Annotated in this window: 16 protein-coding genes and 2 pseudogenes; 14 read left to right on the top strand and 4 right to left on the bottom strand. The window is 43.9% G+C overall.

Going from position 1 to position 21,387, the window contains the following annotated elements; all coding sequences use genetic code 11:
* Positions 1-14: 14 nt before the first annotated feature.
* Positions 15-3,545: a pyruvate:ferredoxin (flavodoxin) oxidoreductase gene (gene nifJ / locus H9X84_RS11675; protein ID WP_205134092.1), complete on the bottom strand. Its 3,531-nt coding sequence runs from the start codon at positions 3,543-3,545 to the stop codon at positions 15-17.
* 421 nt (positions 3,546-3,966) lie between these two features.
* On the opposite strand from nifJ, the gene H9X84_RS11670 reads away from it, so the two are divergent.
* From H9X84_RS11670 to H9X84_RS11645, 6 genes and pseudogenes are all read left to right on the top strand, one after another.
* Positions 3,967-4,941 (top strand): hypothetical protein, encoded by a 975-nt coding sequence (locus H9X84_RS11670; RefSeq protein WP_205134093.1) that lies wholly within the window; start codon positions 3,967-3,969, stop codon positions 4,939-4,941.
* A 115-nt stretch (positions 4,942-5,056) separates the two neighbouring features.
* The gene (gene greA, locus H9X84_RS11665; protein WP_205134094.1) at positions 5,057-5,536 is read left to right on the top strand and encodes a transcription elongation factor GreA; all 480 of its coding nucleotides are present in this window, start codon (positions 5,057-5,059) and stop codon (positions 5,534-5,536) included.
* A 38-nt stretch (positions 5,537-5,574) separates the two neighbouring features.
* A pseudogene (gene lysS / locus H9X84_RS11660) lies at positions 5,575-7,071 on the top strand (lysine--tRNA ligase); the annotation flags it as partial.
* A 235-nt stretch (positions 7,072-7,306) separates the two neighbouring features.
* Positions 7,307-7,504: pseudogene (locus H9X84_RS11655) on the top strand (replication initiator protein A); the annotation flags it as partial.
* Between the two features lie 135 nt (positions 7,505-7,639).
* Positions 7,640-8,407: an aspartate/glutamate racemase family protein gene (locus H9X84_RS11650; RefSeq protein ID WP_205134097.1), complete on the top strand. Its 768-nt coding sequence runs from the start codon at positions 7,640-7,642 to the stop codon at positions 8,405-8,407.
* Between the two features lie 27 nt (positions 8,408-8,434).
* The gene (locus tag H9X84_RS11645) at positions 8,435-9,655 is read left to right on the top strand and encodes an NAD/NADP-dependent octopine/nopaline dehydrogenase family protein (protein WP_205134098.1); all 1,221 of its coding nucleotides are present in this window, start codon (positions 8,435-8,437) and stop codon (positions 9,653-9,655) included.
* A gap of 107 nt (positions 9,656-9,762) precedes the next feature.
* On the opposite strand, the gene H9X84_RS11640 is transcribed toward H9X84_RS11645, so the two are convergent.
* Complete coding sequence (locus tag H9X84_RS11640; protein WP_205134099.1) at positions 9,763-10,503, bottom strand: helix-turn-helix domain-containing protein; 741 nt, start codon at positions 10,501-10,503, stop codon at positions 9,763-9,765.
* Positions 10,504-10,839: 336 nt separating this feature from the next.
* Here H9X84_RS11640 and H9X84_RS11635 point away from each other — a divergent pair, with 336 nt between their 5' ends.
* The 4 genes from H9X84_RS11635 to H9X84_RS11620 all read left to right on the top strand — a co-directional run bounded on the left by H9X84_RS11635 (position 10,840) and on the right by H9X84_RS11620 (position 14,498).
* Positions 10,840-11,868, top strand: a complete 1,029-nt coding sequence (locus H9X84_RS11635) for an ornithine cyclodeaminase family protein (protein WP_205134100.1) — start codon at positions 10,840-10,842, stop codon at positions 11,866-11,868.
* A 95-nt stretch (positions 11,869-11,963) separates the two neighbouring features.
* On the top strand, positions 11,964-13,349 hold the full coding sequence (locus H9X84_RS11630; RefSeq protein ID WP_205134101.1) for a sodium-dependent transporter: 1,386 nt from the start codon (positions 11,964-11,966) through the stop codon (positions 13,347-13,349).
* Positions 13,350-13,489: 140 nt separating this feature from the next.
* Positions 13,490-13,978: a prolyl-tRNA synthetase associated domain-containing protein gene (locus H9X84_RS11625; protein WP_205134102.1), complete on the top strand. Its 489-nt coding sequence runs from the start codon at positions 13,490-13,492 to the stop codon at positions 13,976-13,978.
* Positions 13,979-14,030: 52 nt separating this feature from the next.
* A complete protein-coding gene (locus tag H9X84_RS11620) occupies positions 14,031-14,498 on the top strand; it encodes a pyridoxamine 5'-phosphate oxidase family protein (RefSeq protein WP_205134103.1) in 468 nt (155 codons plus the stop codon).
* Positions 14,499-14,548: 50 nt separating this feature from the next.
* Here the strand turns inward: H9X84_RS11620 and H9X84_RS11615 are convergent, their stop codons facing one another.
* Positions 14,549-15,265 carry a helix-turn-helix domain-containing protein gene (locus H9X84_RS11615; protein ID WP_205134104.1) on the bottom strand — a complete coding sequence of 239 codons (717 nt, stop codon included), beginning with the start codon at positions 15,263-15,265 and terminating at the stop codon, positions 14,549-14,551.
* 283 nt (positions 15,266-15,548) lie between these two features.
* Between H9X84_RS11615 and H9X84_RS11610 the strand changes: the two genes are divergently transcribed.
* Positions 15,549-16,625 carry an ornithine cyclodeaminase family protein gene (locus H9X84_RS11610; RefSeq protein ID WP_205134105.1) on the top strand — a complete coding sequence of 359 codons (1,077 nt, stop codon included), beginning with the start codon at positions 15,549-15,551 and terminating at the stop codon, positions 16,623-16,625.
* A gap of 119 nt (positions 16,626-16,744) precedes the next feature.
* Positions 16,745-18,130 carry a sodium-dependent transporter gene (locus H9X84_RS11605; protein WP_205134106.1) on the top strand — a complete coding sequence of 462 codons (1,386 nt, stop codon included), beginning with the start codon at positions 16,745-16,747 and terminating at the stop codon, positions 18,128-18,130.
* 137 nt (positions 18,131-18,267) lie between these two features.
* Here the strand turns inward: H9X84_RS11605 and H9X84_RS11600 are convergent, their stop codons facing one another.
* Complete coding sequence (locus H9X84_RS11600) at positions 18,268-18,978, bottom strand: helix-turn-helix domain-containing protein (RefSeq protein ID WP_205134107.1); 711 nt, start codon at positions 18,976-18,978, stop codon at positions 18,268-18,270.
* A 256-nt stretch (positions 18,979-19,234) separates the two neighbouring features.
* Here H9X84_RS11600 and H9X84_RS11595 point away from each other — a divergent pair, with 256 nt between their 5' ends.
* Positions 19,235-20,308 carry an ornithine cyclodeaminase family protein gene (locus H9X84_RS11595; protein WP_205134108.1) on the top strand — a complete coding sequence of 358 codons (1,074 nt, stop codon included), beginning with the start codon at positions 19,235-19,237 and terminating at the stop codon, positions 20,306-20,308.
* 195 nt (positions 20,309-20,503) lie between these two features.
* Positions 20,504-21,325 carry a sodium-dependent transporter gene (locus tag H9X84_RS11590; RefSeq protein ID WP_205134109.1) on the top strand — a complete coding sequence of 274 codons (822 nt, stop codon included), beginning with the start codon at positions 20,504-20,506 and terminating at the stop codon, positions 21,323-21,325.
* Positions 21,326-21,387 lie beyond the last annotated feature (62 nt).

The raw sequence follows: 21,387 nt of genomic DNA, 5'->3' as shown, positions 1-21,387 counted from the left end.
AAGTACGGGGTTTTTTATTGTTCCGCAAGCTTCCTGTATGCCTCATATTTTTCTTTGGCTTTTTCCGCCGCCTCTGCCAGCAGTACCTTTGCTGTTTCAGGGAAGGTACGAACCAGGGAAGCGTAGCGAACTTCGCCCATGATAAATTCGTTGTAATCCAGAGAAGGCTCTTTCGAATCCAGAATGAAGGGGTTCTTGCCTTCCTTCTTCAGATCGGGATTGTAGCGGTACAGGAACCAGTAGCCGGCATCCACAGCCAGTTTTGCCTCCAGCTGGGCGTTTGCCATACCTTTGGAAATGCCGTGGTTGATGCAGGGCGCGTAAGCGATGATAAGGGAAGGTCCCTTGTAGGCTTCCGCTTCTTTCAGCGCCTTGATGAGTTGCGCAGGGTTCGCACCCAGAGCTACCTGTGCCACATAGATATAACCATAGCTCATAGCCAGCATACCCAGATCTTTCTTTACAGTAGGCTTGCCCCCTGCGGCGAACTGTGCCACAGCGCCGATGGGAGTTGCCTTGGAGGACTGACCGCCGGTATTGGAGTATACTTCTGTATCTACTACTAGTACGTTTACGTCCGCGCCGGAAGCCAGAACGTGATCCAGACCGCCGTAGCCGATGTCGTATGCCCAGCCGTCGCCGCCGTACATCCACATGGATTTCTTGGTCAGGTGTTCTTTATTGTCCAGAATAAAGTCTTTCAGTTCCGCTGCTTCGCCCTCTACGGACAGCTTATCCAGCGCCGCCAGCAGATCTCTGGTGTCGGCCTTGCTTCTGTGGCCGTCGTCGTAGTTTTCCAGCCATACATCCGCCGCAGCCTTGAAATCAGCGTTGTTGACCAGAGCCAGCAGTTCTTTCAGCTTCATGGTCACGCGTTCTCTCTGCTGTTCTACGGCCAGAACCATACCCAGGGAGAATTCCGCGTTATTTTCAAAGAGGGAGTTGCTCCATGCGGGGCCCCAGCCGTCTTTATTGGTGGTGTAAGGTACGCAGGGTGCAGCAGCGCCCCAAGCCTGTGTACAGCCGGTGGCGTTTGCCAGATACATACGGTCGCCGTAGAGCTGTGTCATCAGTTTTGCGTAAGCGGTCTCGCCGCAGCCCGCGCATGCGCCGGAGAACTCCAGCAGAGGCTGTTCAAACTGAGAGCCTTTTACGCTGTATTTGTCCATAGGATTTTCTTTTTCGGACAGTCCCAGGGAGAAGTCCCAGTTGGGCTGTTCGTGCATCTGGCTTTCCAGAGGTTTCATCACCAGGGCTTTTTCCTTGGCGGGACATGCGGTTACGCAGACGCCGCAGCCCTGACAATCCAGAGGATCTACCTGGATACGGAAACGATATTTTGTGATCTCGCCGGCGCCTTTTGCCTTTTCTGTCACATAGCCTTCCGGTGCGTTGGCCGCTTCCTCTTCTGTCAGCAGGAAAGGACGGATGCAGGCATGAGGACATACATAGGAGCACTGGTTACACTGGATACATTTTGTGGCATCCCATTCGGGTACGTCAATGGCAACGCCGCGTTTTTCGTAAGCGGAGGTACCCAGAGGCACGGTGCCGTCTTCTCTGCCAACGAATACGGATACGGGCAAAGAGTCGCCTTTCAGTGCGTTCATGGGAACCAGAAGTTTTTCCACGTATTCCGGCAGAACCCGCTTGATTTCTTCTTTGTCCACGTCCTTGGCGTCTTTCCAGCTTTCGGGTACGTCGATCTTCACCAGACCGGTCAGACCTGCGTCCACAGCGGCATAGTTCATGTTGACCACTTTTTCGCCCTTCTTGCCGTAGGATTTCTCGATGGCCGCTTTCATGTAGCTGACAGCGTCATCTACGGGGATGATGTTGGCCAGTTTGAAGAAGGCGGACTGCAAAACGGAGTTCGTCCGGTTGCCCAGACCGATCTCACGGCAGATTTCCACGGCGTCAATGGTATAGAAATGGATATTGTTGTTGGCAATATAGCGTTTCACATCGGCGGGCAGGTGGTGTTCCAGTTCCTCACCCTTCCAGCCGCAGTTCAGCAGGAAGGTGCCGCCGGGCTTGATTTCGGAAACGATATCATATTTTGTGATGTAAGACTGATTATGGCAGGCCACAAAGTCCGCCTTGAATACCAGATAGCTGGAGCGGATGGGCACATCCCCGAAACGCAGGTGGGATTTTGTGATACCGCCGGATTTTTTGGTGTCATATTCAAAGTACGCCTGTGCGTATTTATCTGTATGGTCACCGATGATCTTGATGGAGTTTTTGTTGGCGCCAACGGTGCCGTCGGAGCCCAGCCCCCAGAATTTGCAGGCGATGGTGCTCTGGTCGGTTACTTCCGGTTCCGCGCCTACGTCAATGGAGGACATGGAAACATCATCGATGATGCCCACGGTGAAGTGGTTCTTCTTTTCGCCCTTCATGTTGTCATATACCGCTACGATCTGAGCCGGTGTAACATCCTTAGAGGACAGACCGTATCTGCCGGCCAGTACCAGAGGACTTCTGCCGGCTTCTGTCAGTGCGGAACAAACATCCTGATACAGAGGTTCGCCCAGAGCGCCGGGTTCCTTTGTTCTGTCCAGAACAGTAACGATCTTCGCTGTTTCCGGCAGAGCGTTCAGGAAATGCTTCAAGGAGAAAGGACGATACAGATGTACCTGTAAAAAGCCCACTTTTTCGCCTTTGGCGGTCAGGTATTCTACAACTTCCTGTGCCGCGCCGGTGACAGAACCCATGGCGATGAGCACATGCTCCGCATCGGGTGCGCCGAAGTAGTTGAAGAGCTGATAATTTCTGCCTGTGATCTTGTTGATTTCGTGCATATATTCTTCCACGATTTCCGGCAGACGGATATAGAAGGGTGTCTGCGCCTCTCTGTTCTGGAAGAATACGTCAGGGTTCTGTACGGTGGAGCGCTGTACGGGATGCTCAGGGTTCAGGGCGTTTTTCCGGAATTTTTTCAGGGCTTCCTGATCCACCAGTTTTTCGATATCTTCATAGTCCATGACTTCGATCTTCTGCAATTCGTGAGAAGTACGGAAGCCGTCAAAGAAATGCATGAAAGGTACACTGCCTTTGATGGCGGAAAGATGGGCTACGCCGCCCAGATCCATGACTTCCTGTACAGAAGCGGAGGACAGCATGGCAACACCGATCTGACGGCAGGACATGACGTCGGAATGATCGCCGAAGATGGAGAAGGCGTGTGTGCCGACGGTTCTGGAGCTGACATGGAATACACCGGGCTTTAACTGGCCGGCGATACGATAAATGCCGGGGATCATCAGCAAAAGGCCCTGAGAAGCGGTATAGGTAGTGGTCAATGTACCTGCCTCCAGCGCGCCGTGCATAGCGCCTACGGCACCGGCCTCAGATTCCATTTCCACCAGACGGACTGTCTGGCCGAACATGTTTTTCTTGCCGTTTGCGGACCAGCTGTCTACGTGTTCCGCCATGGGGGAGGAAGGGGTAATGGGGTAAATGGTGGCAACCTCTGTAAAAGCGTAGGAGATATAAGCCGCCGCTTCGTTACCGTCCATGGTTTTCATGATTTTTGTATTCATGGAAAGACTCCTTTCATATAAATAAGTAATGGTCCCCGATAGTATTTGTTGATTTCATCATAGTGTATTTTGCATACATTGTCAAGAAATCATCAGGATATTTTGGGGAAAATGTGGGTTTTCCAGCTCTTGTATGAGATTTTGTACACGCTTATGTATTTTTGAAATACATTCGACAAAAAAATTGGAAAAACTTATAAAAAATGAAATAATTTCTCCAAAATAAATGCGGGGGAAACAACAAAATTAAGTATTTTTAATGGTACAATGGCAATTTAGTTATGGAAAATTGTGTTAATTTCCATACAGAATTTCCATAAAACAAGAAAAAACGTCATTGATTGGCCGGGAATTTCTATGAATTGTAAGACATGAAATCACGATATATTGATAAAAAAATAACGAGAAAGGAGCGAGGTTTATGTCCATAGTGGAGGTGGAATTTTGCCAATCCAAAGAGGAACGGGCCCTGCCCTTCTGGGTTCGCCGTCTGCCGGTTTCCTGGCGGGAAAGTTACGTACTGCGCCGCCGTCCCGTTCTTTGGGAACAGTCGGAGGAGGGGATGATCTGCCGGCTTCAGACGGACCGGGAAGGATATTTTTCTCCGGCCTGGCGGGCGGCGGCGAAGGCGGCACTGGAGGAAGCGAAATACAGAGGGGCAAAAATCGCCTTGTCACCGCTGGCGGCGGATCTGCCCCAGGAAATCCTGCCCTTTGCCCGCGGCGGAAAGCTGGCGTCTCTTTTCGCGGCGGAAAGCGGGGCCTTCTGGCTGAAAAAGAAAGGGAAGGGGCTGGAGGAGGCAATATTTGTGCTGGCGGACGGCGGCGGGGAGGAAATATTCGCCGCCTTGGAGACCCTTTCGCAGAAGGTGAACCGGCTGGGCGTGCTGACAGACCGCCCCGATGTGTTTTTTCTCTGGCAGGAGCGGATGATGGCGGAGCGGGGGCTGGTGCTGGAGACGCTTTCTTCCTGTGGGCAGGATACGTTCCGGCAGGCGGATGCCGTGATTTCCTGGCAGAAGAGCGGCAGTGCCATGACCTACGCTTTGCGGCAGGGCGCTTTTTTTCTGGATCTGGGTGATAACGAGGCCCTGCGCCGCAGACTGGCCTCCGTGCGGCCTGATGTTTGCTGTGCCGGGAATCTTGTTTTTTCCTGCGGCGGCGGCAAAAGGGAGAGCGCGGCAGCGGAGGCGGCGGCATTTCTGGAATCTGCCGCCTTTGCCCGCTATTTTGCCAAAGGAGAGGGCGCCGGAGAGGCAAAGGCGTGGCTGGAGGAAAACGGATGGTCTCCAGTGGCCACAGCCAGAGAAAAAGAAAGAAAAAAACCGAAAAATCAAGGAGAAATTCCCTGTTTTCACGGAGAAAACATTGACAAAAATACCTACCTTAGTATATAATTTATCAATGAATTTTCGGAGGGTGGCAGCATAGCCCTCCATTTTCCTTGTAAAATCAAGGAAAAACCGTGTTTCGCAAAAAAATGAAAAAAACCCGCAAGGAGATGAAATAATCATGGCAGAAGCAAAAAAGGTAGTTATGACCTATGAAGGTCTGAAAAAGATGGAGCAGGAACTGGAAAACCTGAAAACTGTCAGAAGAAAAGAAGTAGCGGAGAAGATCAAAGAGGCCAGAGGCCAGGGCGACCTGTCTGAAAACGCCGAGTACGACGCGGCGAAGGAAGAACAGGGCGAAATCGAAAGCCGTATCGTACAGCTGGAAAACCTGCTGCGCAACGCGGAAGTCATTGATGAGGACGCGCTGAAGAAGGACGTTGTCAACCTTGGCTCTAAGGTAACGGTACTGGATGTGGAATTCGACGAGGAAATGGAATACACCATCGTTGGCTCCACTGAGGCGGACCCTATGAACGGCCGCATTTCCAACGAATCCCCTCTGGGTATGGCGCTGCTGGGCCAGAAGATTGGTGCCAGCGTTATGGCGGATACACCCGACGGCGAAGTGGAATTCAAGATTTTGGGCATTCAGAAATAATGGTTCCTGAAAAGGAAAAGGGAATGGAGGAAAAGAAATTGGCAGAACAGAATCACCAGCCTGCGGAGGAAAAGGAACTGACCCAGCAGGAGTTAAGCGAACAGATCAGAATCAGACGGGAGAAGCTGGCACAGCTTCAGGCGGAAGGCAAAGACCCCTTTGAGATCACAAAATGCGAGGTAACACACCACAGCACAGAAATCAAGGAACATTTTGAGGAGCTGGAGGAAAAGGATGTTGCCATTGCCGGCAGATTGATGAGCAAGCGTATCATGGGCAAGGCTTCCTTCTGCAACATTCAGGACAGAAACGGTGCCATCCAGTCCTATGTAAGCCGCAACGACATCGGCGACGAGGCTTATGCCGCTTTCAAGAAATTCGATATCGGCGATATTATCAGCATCAAAGGCTTTGTATTTAAAACAAAGACCGGCGAGATCTCCGTACACGCTAAGGAAGTAGTGCTGCTGTCCAAGAGCCTGCAGGTGCTGCCGGAAAAATTCCACGGCCTGAAGGATCAGGAGCTGCGCTACCGTCAGAGATATATGGACCTGATCGTGAACCCTGAGGTAAGAGATACCTTTATCAAGCGTTCCCAGATCATTACGGAAATCCGTAAATTCCTGGACAGCAAGGGCTTTTTGGAAGTGGAAACACCTGTCCTGCAGACCATTCCCGGCGGCGCGTCCGCAAGACCCTTTATCACACACCATAACACACTGGATATTGACATGTACTGCCGTATCGCGCTGGAACTGCCGCTGAAACGTCTGATCGTGGGCGGTTTTGAACGTGTATATGAAATCGGCCGTGTATTTAGAAACGAAGGCATTTCCGTTCGTCATAACCCGGAATTTACGCTGATGGAGCTGTATCAGGCATACACAGACTACAACGGCATGATGGATATTACAGAGGAAATGTTCCGTACCGTAGCACAGAACGTACTGGGTACCACCACCGTACACTACGGCGGCTATGAACTGGATCTGGGCAAACCCTTTGCCAGAAAGACCATGGTAGACGCAGTCAAGGAATTCTCCGGTGTAGACTTCGATCAGGTAAAGGATACAGAAGAAGCGAAGAAGATTGCCGACGAGCATCATGTGGAATATGAGGAACGTCATGTAAAGGGCGATATTCTGAATCTGTTCTTCGAGGAATTCGTAGAAAAGAACCTGATCCAGCCCACCTTTATCATCGACTACCCTGTGGAAATTTCCCCTCTGACCAAGAGAAAACCGGACAAGCCCGAATTCACAGAACGTTTCGAGCTGTTCATCGTGGGCAGAGAGTACGGCAACGCATACTCCGAGCTGAATGACCCCATCGACCAGCGTCATCGTTTCGAGTATCAGGAATATCTGAGAGAAGCAGGCGACGACGAAGCCAACATGATTGACGAAGATTTCCTGACAGCGCTGGAATACGGTATGCCTCCTACAGGCGGTCTGGGTGTTGGCATCGACAGATTTGTTATGCTGCTCACAGAATCCGTTTCCATCAGAGACGTTATTCTGTTCCCCACAATGAAACCAATCAATGACTAAATGTTGATTTTTCGGGCTTTTCAGAGTGTCCTTGTTGGCTACTACAACGATTACTACAACAAATTCGTGAAGAATGATGAAGAAGTATGAAGTTAAGTAGTAGAAAAAAGTTTTGAACCCAACAGAATAATGATAAAAATCAAGGACTTTCCTTTAGAAAAAATCTAAGGGGAAGTCCTTTTTTCATTTGCAATATGGGAAAGGCTGGGAGGGACACAATATGAGTATTCAATTCGATTATTACTATGGAATGCAATCAGAGCAATTTACTTTTTATAGAGTTCCAAAGGTGCTTTTTACAAATCCACAGTTCAAAGGATTGTCCAGTGATGCAAAGCTCCTGTACGGCTTGATGCTGGACAGAATGTCTTTGTCCGTCAAAAATGGATGGGTCGATGAGCATAACAGGGTCTACATATAGATACAAGCTCTTTTTTGTTGAGAAAAATCTGATTCAAACAAAATTGTATTGAAAAATAAACAATTATATTGTAAAATAATGAAAACAATTCACTGACTCAAATTCATTAAAATATGTTCGGAGGTGGTTTGAATGGAAAATGGATATTCATCTGTACGTAATCTGGGGGACATTAAAAAGAAATATACAGTGCCGGATCTGCGCTACATTGCAGGGCATTCCATTGGCATCATAGCGGTGGATTTGAAATATCCCAAATTGCCGGGGAATGTTGCCAATGCAACGACTTACGATTTTCCTGTGTTGTATAAAAAAGTGGAATTCAAAATAGAACAGCTTTTTGAAGGTGATCCAGCATTGAAAGAAACAATCATCAATGCAGCAAAAGAACTGGAAAAAGAAGGGGTGCGTGCTGTTGTAGGTGCCTGTGGTTTTTTTGCTAATTTCCAACAAGATGTGGCGGATGCCTTGGAAATCCCTGCATTTCTTTCTAGCATGGTGCAGTTGCCGATGATCAAAATTGGCCTGAAGAAAGGCAGAAAAATCGGCATAATCACTGCGTCCGGCGGCAATATTACGGAAAAAATGCTCCGAGATATGGGGGTGGCACCTGAAGACGTTTATGTGGAAGATATTGGCGGTTTGGATGGTTTTAAAACCATCCGCTATGAATACGAATATCTGGACAATGAAAGTATTGCGGAAACCGTGGTCGGTGCAGCAGAAAAACTTGTGCGAGAACATGATGATGTAGGGGCGATTTTACTGGAATGCAGTGATATCCCTCCTTATGCTTATATGGTGCAGGATGCAGTGAACCTTCCTGTATTTGACTTTATCACCATGATTAATTGGGCACATTATGCAACAACGCAGAAACCTTATTATGGATATTTTTAAGAAGTTATTTGAAAAGGAGGAACAAATATGAAAGATTTAAGTTATCTGAAAGAAAAACCCATTGCTGTTCTGGGCGCAGGCGGTATTGGTAAAGCAATGGCAGCAGACTGTGTTCTGGCAGGGCAGGAAGTAATTCTGTGCGATTTGGAGCCATTTGCATCAAAAACATTGGATAATCTGAAGAACGGTTTCCGTTTTCATGGTAACCAGACAAATAGATTTGGTTTCTTCCGTGAAGGTGTTGCAAAATTTGATAAAGTAACAACATCCGTAGCAGAAGCGGTAAAAGATGCAGGTATTATTATCGTAGCATTGCCTGCTGTTGGTCATAAAATGTTCTTTAAAGAACTGATCCCACATTTGCAAGATGGACACATTATCCATATTTTCCCTGATAACTATGGCACATTGGTATTTCGCAAAATGATGCGCGAAATGGGGTGTGAAAAGAAAGTTGTTGTAGGCGGTTGGTCCAGTGCGCCTTATGGTAGCCGAATCGAATCTGAAGGTCCTTTCATGCTGCCTAGTACAAGAATCATTTATCGTGCTATCACTCTGCGTGGCGCGGCTCTTCCTATGACTGATCAGGAAGTTTTCTTGGAAAGTGTAAAATATATCGGTGCAATGGATGCTATCACAAATGGTCTAGGCCCTGTTGGTGGTTATACGGTCATGGATACAGGGTTCAGTAATGTAAATCCTATTCTTCATTGTCCTGGTGTTATTCTGGGGGTAGGTGCTCTGGAAAATTACGGTCTGATTTATGGGAATAATAAATACGATTTTTCTATTTATTGTCATGTTTACAGCCCTACAGTTTCCAAAGTACAGTATGCTGTTTATCAGGAAGAATGCAGGATTGCAGAAGCTATGGGTGTAGGTATTCAGCCATTTGCAAAAGAAGAATTCTTCTCCCGTTCCAATATTTTGGGTAGTGAATATATGGGTGAAGGTATGTATGTACCTTATGAAGAAGTGTATGAAATGGCACTGGGTACAGGCCCCTTCTCTGTTGACCATAGATATATGACAGAGGATATCCCCATTGGTTGTCATGTGTTTCATGAATTAGGAAAAAAATATGGTGTTGCCACACCTGTCATTGATTCTATGATCAATATGGCGAATGCGATGCTGGACAGAGATTTTTATGCAGAAGGTCTGAAGCTGGAAGATCTGGGCATTGGTCATATGAATAAAGAGGAATTGTTGGATTATCTGAATAATGGTATATATAAAGCGGAATAAATTCCATTACAGGAGATAAGAGGAAACTGATTTTTTGAAAACAGGCATATCTGAGAAAGATATGCCTGTTTTGTATCTGAAATTAAATTTTGCTGTTGTAGCCGTGATCATTTTAATTTCCCGAAGTGAGAAAAAACGTTGGTCAAAAGCAAGGAGTGATTTCTTTTGATAGCGGAGATATCTTCTTTTGTAAATTGCAGAGCGTGAAGGATCAATTCATCATCTTCCAACTGTATGTGTGAAAAAATAGCTTTGAATGATGTGGGGACCAGATATACGCTGGAAATACCTGCCACAAGCCCCATAGTATAATTTTCATTTTTCAACGAATTTACTGCGGAAATAAATACTTTTTCAGCAGGATTGATCTGGTTATGAAAAGAAAAGTTGGTATAGAGATCGGAAATAGCCATTTCGCCGGAATAATAGTAATGACAGTTAAAAAGATTATCATAATCGGTGACATTATTATAGAAAACGGCTGTAATTTCTTCTTCGCCTTCCTGAGGAGTCTTGACCTCAATGACTGAGCGGATAATGTGGTTCATGGATGCATCCAGATGGTACATATAATAATTCCCGGCACGGTTAAAAAAGCCTCTGGCTGTAAATGGCGCCTTTTCTATGGCGGAGGGTTTTTTATAATCCAGTAGTTTTTCTACAGGGACGTTTAAGATTCTTGCAATATCAAATAATGTATCCACATCTAATACAACATTTCCAGCTTCATATTTGGATAGAGTAGATTTACTTTTATGAATAGCATCTGCCAGTTCATCAAGGCTTAATCCCAGATTTTTTCTATAAAAACGGACGCGGCTACCAATGTGTTTTGTGATTTCGCTCATAGTATACCTCCTTACCATTTTCTTTTATTTATTTTTGTCTGTTATATTGCTGTTTGTCAAGAGATATCGCTCAAAAAGTTTCATTTCACGGCGTTAATTTGTAAATTTTTATAAAACAGGATATCAATGATTTAATATATAAAAGAGTATCCTTAAAATAACGCCGTTAAATGAAACAAAATAAAAATAGAGGTTCATTAAATTACCATTGGTGTGTTTTGACGGTGGATATGTGTCTGCGTATAATGGAATCAAGTAAATGAAATGAATGCCGGCTTGTTTCAAGAACGTTTAAATATCAATAACATTTCGACTTTTCAAACAGGAGGGATACATATGTTACAGGGTATGGAATATAGAGAATGGATCAACAGCAAACTTGAAATCAACAAAGAACTGCTTTATCTGACACGTCAGGATGTTCTGGATCTGAACCTGACAGACGATGAAATTACAGAAATGACAAAAGAAGGTATGGTTGCTTACAGTACAGACAATGCAGAAATGCCTGCAAAAATCGGTATCCATCCTTTGAAAGATACACTGATGCATGCAATGCCCGCAAATATGAAGACACTGTCTTCCGCAGGTATCAAATGGGGCTGCTGCTTCCCCGATAATATGCCCAGATTCGGTTACACACAGACAACATGTACACTGATTCTGAATGACTATCAGTCTGGTGCTGCAATTTCCTTCATGGATGCAGACTATATCACAAGAGTAAGAACAGCTGCGGTTGCACTGCTGAGCTGTAAAGTATTTGCAAGACAGGATTTCAAAACAATGGGTATGATCGGCTGTGGCGTACAGGGCAAACAGCAGGTATCCATGGTTGCAAGAGCATATCCTCAGATTGAAAAAATCTACATTTATGACAGATTTGAAGCAGCACAGGATGCTCTGATCGAAGAATGCCAGAAATATACAAAAGCAGAATTCATTAAATGTGGTTGGGAAGAACTGGCTAGAAACTCTGAAGTAATCTTCTCTGCAGCGTATATTCCTTCTGTTCCCAATCCTCAGATCAAAGATGAATGGCTGCCTAAGAAAGGTCAGACAATCATTGCCAGCGACTGTCATACACATTATGAAGATGTTTCCATCAAAGCTGCAGATAAATACTACTGCGACAGTATCGAAGAACATGAACTGTTCGTAACATACGGTATGTATCCTTGGGGTCTGCCTCCCATCACAGGTGAAACCGGTGCAGCTCTGGCAGGTGTTGTTCCCGGCCGTGAAAACGATGACGAATTTATTTTCGTAAACAACGTAGGTATGGCTGTTGAAGATATCGTAGTTGCTCGTAAGATTTTTGATACAGCTCTGGAAAGAGGCATTGGTACTAAGATGCCACTGTGATATAAAACAGTAATACGAATTTAATAGGGGAGCAAATTGCTCCCCTTTTTTCAAACATAGATATTAACCCCTAATTGAGAAAAGGAGGGCTAAATATGTCACAACAGGTTAAACAAGAGGGCTTTAGCTCTAAATTTGCGCATATTATGACGTTGGCCGGTTTTTGTATCGGTATCAGTAACATGTGGAAATTCCCCTACATGGTTGGTGCCAACGGCGGCGGTATTTTCTTATTGATCTATCTGGTTTGTGCTGTTCTGGTTGGTTTGCCTCTGTTCATTCTGGAACAGCAGTTAGGTCGAAGTGCTACCCTTGCCGGTGTTCCCGGTATGGCAAAACTGTCTAACAAAAGTAAATTCTGGACCTTCGGCGCAGGCTGGTTGGGTCTGATTACTGTAATGCTGATTGCATGTTATTTCTGGACTATTCTGGGTTGGAATGTTGGCTACATTTTCAAAACTGCTTCCGGTGCTCTGTATGGGCTAGGTACAGATAACGCTGCTGTAGCCGCAGAATTCAGTTCCTTTAGCGGCAGCTGGGGTTGTGTATTTGCAGCGCTGCTTTGTGCAATCCTGGCATGGTTCATGCTGAATACAGGATTTAAACAGGGCGTAGAAAAACTCTGTACATATGCGCTTCCTACACTGATGGTACTGTTGGTTGGTCTGGCAATTTACTCCAATATGCTGCCCGGTGCAAATGCTGGTCTGAAATGGTATCTGACACCTAACTTTGAAGGCGTTGATATCCCCGCTGCATTCCAGGCAGCCGTTGTTCAGGTATTCTTCTCCGTTGGTGTTGGTATGGCCTGTGCATTTGTATATGGCTCTTATATGTCTAAAAAAGATAACCTGATGCAGGACTCTTGTATCGCTGTTTGCTGTGATACATTCGTAGCATTCATGTCCGGTATGGTTGTAACTCCCGCCTTGTTCGCATTCGGTATTGAACCCAGTGCAGGCCCTGGACTGATTTTCATCTCCCTGCCTCAGATTTTCAATGCAATGGGTAATATCCCTGGTAGAATTTTCGGTACACTGTACCTGATCGCTGTATTCCTTGCCTGTCTGACCTCCATTGTAGCGGTTCTGGAAGCAGGTGTTGCAAACCTTGGTCAGCGTTATGGTTGGTCTCGCAGAAAAACAACTACTTTGGTTACATTTGTAACTTTTGGTATCAGCGTTCTGGTTACTCGCAATATGGCTCCTGAAGGCGCACTGAGCGGTATGACATTCCTGGGCGATTTCGGCCTGTTCGATACTCTGGACTGTCTGGCTTCTGGTTTTGGCCTGACCTTTGGTGCATTGTTTATGCTGCTGTTTGTACTGTTTAAATACGGATTTCCTCGTTTTATGGAAGAAGCAAACTGGGGTGCTGGTGATAAACTGCGTCTGCGTCCCTGGATGAAATGGTACTATATGATTCCTTTACCCATTTTTCTGGTGGCAACAGCGATCTGCATCATTGGCATGTATTTCTAGGCAAGTTTTTAACTCTGACTCCTTTACATAATTAAATAAATGACAGGCACTGCTTTCTAAAAGCAAACTACTCACAAGGCAGAAGCATATCCATTTGGATATGCTTTCTGCCATGTTGTTTTCTGAGAGGGGGTATTAGAATGATTGGAAAAAAGGAAATATATGAATTATTAAATGATGCACAGATTCCCTATGAAAGCATGGGACATGAGGCAGTGTATACCATGGAAGAAATGGATCGTTTGGGGATCACAAAAAAGGGGACTGTCTGCAAAAATCTGTTCCTTCGGGATGTAAAAGGGAAAAAGCATTACCTGGTTTGTGTGCCGGAGGAAAGAAAGATCGAGTTAAAAACATTACATGAAAAGATTGGCAGCACGAAGCTGAGTTTTGCTTCTGCAGAGAGGTTAGAAAAATATCTTGACGTGCAGCAGGGATGTGTCTCTCCTCTGGGGGTTTTAAATGATGATGTGCGGAATGTAACGGTGATTTTTGATTCGGTTTTATTAGGAGAAACACAAGTAGGAGTGCATCCCAATGATAATACTGCAACGATTTGGATTTCTTTTGAAAACCTTTATCGCTTGATCAGAGAGCATGGCAATGAAGTAGAAATAGTGGTATTCTGATTTCAAAACGATTATTTTTATAGAGAAAAGCATATGAAAGGAGAGGCATGATATGAGAAGAAAAGACAGAGAAGTAACAGACTTTAAGAAAATGATGCAGATACTGGAATCCTGTGATTGTTGCAGAATTGGGCTTGTGGATCAGGGGGAAGCATATATTGTGCCTTTGAATTTTGGTTATGAAGAAGTAAATGGGCAAATTACATTGTATTTCCATGGGGCAGCACAGGGACGGAAAGCAGAACTTCTGAAGAAAACAGAAACACTTGCTTTTGAAATGGATACAAAACATACTTTGGTAGAAGGGGAAACTGCCTGCGACTTTTCCTATTTGTATCAGAGCATTATGGGCAAAGGCAAGGTAAAGATATTTGCTGAAAGTGCAGATAAAATTGAAGCACTGAAAAAAATCATGGCGCATTATTCTGATAAACAAGATTGGACATTCAGACCCGAATTTGTGGATATGACAATGGTATTTCAGGTGCAGGTTACAGAATGGTCTTGTAAAGAGCATTGATTGGTTCAGAAAGTTAAAAAGGGTATATCCTGAAGGATATACCCTTTTTATTATAGTTCTACAAGTCGATCGATAGTGAAACAACAGATTTTTTTCATACTGCTGAAGTCATCTTTAGAAATGCGAAGGGCTTCGTTCAGGGCAGCATCTTCTGGCAGCCGGCTTTTTGAGAAAATACCTTTCAGTGCAACGGGGACCAGATATTTATCGGAGATCCCGCACACCATACCAACAGTCAGTGTAGCATTGTTATTGAAAGGGTTGGCGATATTGATAAAAAGACGCTCAGTACGATTGGACTGGTTTTCCATAATCATATTCACATAGCTGTCAGAGTAATGAATATCACCAAAGTAAAGGTGGTCGCAGGAGTACAGGTTTTTATAATCTTTTACATCTGCAAAAAAAACGGTGGAATATATATCCTCATCGGTACGGTTGATTTCCAACACCCCTCGGCAGAGGTTTGTCTGCCCTCTATTCAGATAATAGACATAAAAATGAGTAGGGGCTGAGAAAAAGCCTTGCACACCAGGGATCTGATAATCTTTTTTTGTGTCAAAATCTAGTAATTGATGGATGCTGATTTCCAGTACATCTGCGATTTCATAGAGGGTTTCAATGTCAATGGAAATTTCGCCACATTCGTATTTCGATACAGCAGATTTGCTTTTGTTAATCAAACGTGCAAATTCTGATTGTGTCATGTGTTTGTTTTTTCTGTATAACTTAATGCGTTTTCCGATGTGATCTGATAATGCAGGCATGATTTCACCTCTTTTTTATAATTAAAATAAAAGTTTCCTGAAAGTGGTTTTTTTGTAGTTTTTAAATGATATTTTCTGAAGGTTTAGAAATATTGAGGAAAAATAGAAAAATTCCACTGACGCTATTTTATTTTTAAAAAAGTCTCTTGTCAAGGGATTTTTGAAATTTGTTTTTGAATCTATACAATGGTAGAATACAACCAAGCAAAAAGAAATCGGTAACGGTTACCATTTAAGAGCTCAAAACTACAAAACGATTTTTAATGTAAAGGAGAGGTGTAGTATGGTATATACAAAGGAACAGATGGAAAAAAACGATGCGATCAGAAACGAATACAAAAAATATCTGAACATTGGTCATGAATTCATTTATCTGAGTGAACAGGACTGTATCGATACAGGTACAACAGATATGGAAATCATCGAAGCAACAGAACAGGGCATGATCGATTATTCCAAGAAGATTCTGGAAATGCCCGCTAAAATTGGTATTCATCCTATGCCTGACTGTCTGATGCACGCAATGCCTGCAAACCTGCCTGATCAGTATGCATGTGGTATCAAATGGGGCTCCAACTTCCCTACGAATAAAACAATGTATCCCGATGTTATCCCTACAAACTGCCAGATCATTTACAATGATGCGCTGACAGGCCACATGATGGCACTGATGGATGCAAGCTGGATCACAAAAGTTCGTACACCTGCTACAGCACTGGTAGGTATCAAACATGCAGCGAATCTGAAAGCAAAAACATTTGGTATGATCGGCTGTGGTATTCAGGGTAAATCCAATGTAAGAATGGTAGAAAACATCCTGAAAGAACTGGAAACAATTTATGTTTACGATATGTATGAATCCGCAATGGATGCTCTGATCGCTGAAGACCAGCCTCAGGTAAAAGCAAGAATTGTGAAAGCGGAAAGTTTGGAACAGCTGGTTCGTTCCTGCGACGTAATCGTTTCTGCTCTGCCCATCGTTCATAGCCCTAATCCTCCCGTAAAGGCTGAATGGGTACATAAAGGTCAGACAATCGTTTGTCTGGACTGCCATACAGTATATGAAGATGCTGTATACAAATCTGCAGATAAATACTATGTTGACAGTATCGAACAGCATGAACTGCTGATTGGCTATGGTTACTACCCTCATGGTCTGCCTAAGATCACAGGTGAAACAGGTGAACTGGCAGCAGGTACAGTACCTAAGAGAGAAAGCGATGACGAACTGATCGTTGTTAACAACGTAGGTATGGCATCTGAAGATATGATGTGTGCTAAGATTATTTTCGAACGTGCTCTGAAAATGGGTCTGGGCGTAAAACTTCCTCTGTGGACATCCACAAAAGGTCTGCTGTAATTGCAGAAAAATCAGCTGATTTATAACGCGGGAATCAGTTGAGACATAGTATTCCGCTATAGCCGGGATCCCTCCCGGCTATAGTTATATAAAGAATCCGGAGAAGAGGAGGGCTAAATATGTCACAACAGGTTAAACAAGAAGGCTTTAGCTCTAAATTTGCACATATTATGACGCTGGCCGGTTTCTGTATCGGTATCAGTAACATGTGGAAATTTCCCTACATGGTAGGTGCTAACGGCGGCGGTATTTTCTTATTGATTTATTTGGTTTGTGCCGTTCTGGTTGGTCTGCCACTGTTTATTCTGGAACAGCAGCTGGGTCGAAGTGCTGGTTTAGCTGGCGGCCCTGGTATGGCAAAACTGTCGAAAGGGAATAAATTCTGGACAGCATCTGCAGGCTGGCTTGGCCTGATTACAGTAATGCTGATCGGCTGTTATTTCTGGACCATCATGGGCTGGAACGTGGGCTATATTTTTAAAACAGCTTCTGGCAGCCTGTATGGTCTGGGTACTGATACAGCCGCAGTTGCGGGTGAATTCAGTTCTTTCAGTGGTAGCTGGGGATGCGTAGCAGGATCTATTCTGTGTGCAGTTGTTGCATGGTTTATGCTGAATACTGGTTTCAAAACTGGTGTTGAAAAGCTTTGTTCCGTTGCACTTCCTACTCTGATCGTTCTGCTGATTGGCTTGGCAATTTATTCTAATATGCTGCCCGGCGCAAATGCAGGTCTGAAATGGTACCTGACTCCTACATTAGAAGGCGTTGATATCGGTAATGCATTCCAGGCGGCAGTTGTTCAGGTATTCTTCTCTGTTGGTGTAGGTATGGCTTGTGCTTTCGTATATGGATCCTATATGGCAAAAACAGATAACCTGATGCAGGACTCTGTTCTGGCGGTAACCTGTGATACATTCGTAGCATTTATGTCTGGTATGGTAGTAACTCCTGCTCTGTTCGCATTCGGTATTGAACCTAGTGCGGGCCCTGGCTTGATTTTTATTTCCCTGCCTCAGATGTTCAATGCAATGGGTAATATTCCAGGAAGAATCTTTGGTACACTGTATCTGATTGCGGTATTCCTTGCGTGTCTGACCTCCATTGTTGCGGTAATGGAAGCCGGTGTTGCAAACTTTGGTCAGCGTTTCGGATGGAGCCGTAGAAAAGCTTCTACTTTGGTAGTACTTTTTACAGCTGGCGTAAGTGTTCTGGTAACACGCAACATGGCAACAGAAGGTGCTTTGGCAGGCATGACATTTCTGGGGAACTTCGGTCTGTTTGATACTCTGGACTGTCTGGCTTCCGGCTTTGGTCTGACTTTGGGTGCACTGTTTATGCTGTTGTTTGTAGTAATAAGCTATGGATATAAGAATTTCATGGATGAAGCGAATGAAGGTGCAACGGGTGGTTTGAGACTGCGTCCCTGGATGAAATGGTATTACACTATTCCTCTTCCTATTTTGTTGTTAATCACTACATATTGTATTATCCGTATGTATTTCTGATGAAATGTGATTGTTTAATTTTAGAATAGGATATCATTTGTAATTGTCATATAAGATTTTACAGAAAAGAAAAACTTTTCAAAAAGATAAAGGCATATCCGTTTTGGATATGCCTTTATCTTTTTATTATTTGAAAATTACATGAGTCTTTCAATAGAAAAACAGAAGGTACGTTTCATGCTGGTGAAATCCTCTTTGGAAAACCGAAGGGATTCTTTCAATTCAGCATCTTCTGGCAGTGGATATTTAGAAATCAGGACTTTTAGAGAAATAGGAACCATGTATTTGCTGGAGATTCCAGAAAGCATACCAATGGTAAGGGTAGCATTATTATTGAAAGAATTGGCTATGTTGAAAAAAATACGTTCTGCTTCATTAGACTGATTTTTCAGCAACATATTTACGTAGCTATCTGAATAATGGATGTCACCGAAATAAAGATGTGCGCAGTGGTGAAGATTGTCGTAATCTACTACGTCTGTGTAAAAGACTGTAGAATATTCACAGTCATCTGTTTGATTGATTTCTAGAACGCCTCGTACGATACGGGAACTATTTTTGTTCAGATAATAGGTATATAGACGAGAAGTATTGCTGAAAAATCCCTGTAATCCTGGCAAGGTATGGGATTTCTTTGTGTCTATATCGATCAACTGGTGGATAGTAATGTCTAGAGCATTGGCAATGTCCTGCAAGGTATCGATATCAATAGGTATGGCGCCTCTTTCGTATTTAGAAATGGCTGATTTACTTTTGCAGATCATTTCTGCCAGCTGATCCTGTGATAACTGTTTGTTTTTACGATAAAGCTTGATACGTTTTCCTGTATGGATTGACAGATCGGACATAATATCACCTCAACTTATAAAGTTTCCGCAAAAGACATTTTTTGTGAATTGAATTAGTTTCAATGTAATTTGTTTCTTAAAAAGCGATTTCTTGTAAAAAAATCTACTGATAGTATTTTAAATCGAAAAAAGTTTCCTGTCAAGACTCTGCTGGGATTTGTTTTCGAAATTTGGATTTGCTAGAATACAAACAAGCCGAAAGAAAAACGGCAAAATTCAAAAAGGTATTTTAGTTAAAAATAAAGGAGAGGTGTTTATGGTTTACACAAAAGAACAGATGGATAAGGCGCTTGCTTTAAGAGAAGAATTCAAAAAATATCTGAACATTGGTCAGGAATTCCTGTACCTGAGTGAACAGGACTGTATGGATACAGGTACAACAGATATGGAAATCATTGACGCTACAGAACAGGGCATGATCGGTTACTCCTTGAAACAGCTGGAAATGCCTGCAAAAATCGGCATTCATCCCATGCCTGATTCTCTGATGCATGCGATGCCCGCAAACTTGCCTGAACAGTATGCATGTGGTATCAAATGGGGTTCCAACTTCCCTACAAACAAAGCACAGTTCCCTGACTGTATTCCTACAAACTGCCAGATTCTGTATAACGATGCATTAACAGGTCATCTGCTGTCCATGATGGATGCAAGCTGGATCACAAAGGTTCGTACACCTGCAACAGCTCTGGTTTCCATCAAACATGGTGCAAATCTGGATGCAAAAACATTCGGTATGATTGGTTGCGGTATTCAGGGTAGAGCAAATGTAAAAATGGTTGAAAATATTCTGAAAGATCTGGAAACAATTTATGTATTCGATATGTTTGATGCTGCTATGGATGCGCTGATTGCAGAAGCACAGCCCCTGGTAAAAGCAAAAATCGTGAAAGCAGAAAGCCTGGAACAACTGGTTCGCTCCAGTAATGTAATCGTTTCTGCACTGCCCATCGTACATAGCCCTAATCCTCCCGTTAAGGCTGAATGGGTAAGCAAAGGTCAGACACTGGTATGTCTGGACTGCCATACAGTATATGAAGATGCGGTTTACAAAGCAGCAGATAAATACTATGTTGACAGTAGAGAACAGCATGAACTGCTGGAAGGCTATGGCTACTACCCTCAGGGGCTGCCTGTGATCACTGGTGAAACTGGTGAACTGGCTGCAGGCGTTGTTCCTAAGAGAGAAAGCCCTGATGAACTGGTTGTATTCAATAACGTAGGTATGGCTTCCGAAGACATGATGTGTGCTAAGATCATTTTTGAACGTGCTTTGAAAATGGGTCTGGGCAAAAAACTTCCTCTGTGGACATCTACAAAAGGTCTGTAATATTATCTGACTCAACGCGGTACGAAAATCAGATAAGACATAAATATTCCGCTATAGCCGGGAATCCCCGGCTATAGCCATATATACAAATGAAAAAAATTGGTGGAATAATTGAAAAAATGCTGAAATTTTGAAATAATGAAAACAAACCCCCTAGAGACATTGAAAGGTGTCCGAATGAGAGGAGGAAAATATATGAGTAACAACAGTAATGAAAGCAGAGGCTTTGGTACCCGAATTGGTTATATCCTGAGTATGGCCGGCTTCTGTATTGGTATTGGTAACCTCTGGAAATTCCCTTATATGGTAGGCGCCAACGGCGGCGGTGCATTTTTGATTTGTTATTTGATCATTGCTTTGTGTGTAGGTGTTCCTTTGTTTCTGATTGAAGTGCAGATTGGCCGTTCTTCTCAGCTCTCTGGTATTGCTGGCATGCGTAGGCTGACGGGCAAAAAGGGCAGCGGCTGGAATGCTATCGGCTGGATTGCATTGTTTACCGTTACTATCATTTGCTTCTATCTGATTACGATCATTGGCTGGAATTTAGGCTACATTGTAAAAGTAGCAACAGGCAGTCTGAGTGGCATGGATGGCGCAGCTATTGCACAGGAATTTACTGACTTCAGTGGTAGCTGGAGTTGTGTAGGTTACACAGTAATCGTAGTTGTTCTTGGCTGGATTTTGATGAATACCGGTGTGAAAACTGGTGTAGAAAAGGTTTGTACTTTTGCAATGCCCCTGCTGATTGTGATGTTGATTGGTCTGGCAATTTACGCAAATACACTGCCCGGCTCCCGTGAAGGTTTGATGTGGTATATCACTCCCGATTTCTCTAAAATTAATGTAAGTGTATTCCAGGCAGCGGCAGTACAGGTATTCTACTCCATTGGTGTAGGTATGTGCTGTGGTATCGTTTATGGCTCTTATATTAACAAAAAAGCAGATATGGTTGGCGATACTGCCAGCGTAGGGGAGTATCCCAAAGTTTGTGTAAACCTTCAAACTGATGTAAGATAAACTTATCAGTTTGGAGGTTTATTTTATGGCAAGAAAAAAAGATACACCACAAAAAGCTGCCC

The sequence above is a fragment of the Anaerotignum lactatifermentans genome (assembly GCF_016902535.1).
GTDB lineage: Bacteria > Bacillota > Clostridia > Lachnospirales > Anaerotignaceae > Anaerotignum > Anaerotignum lactatifermentans_A.
This window is presented reverse-complemented; position numbering and strand designations above follow the sequence as displayed.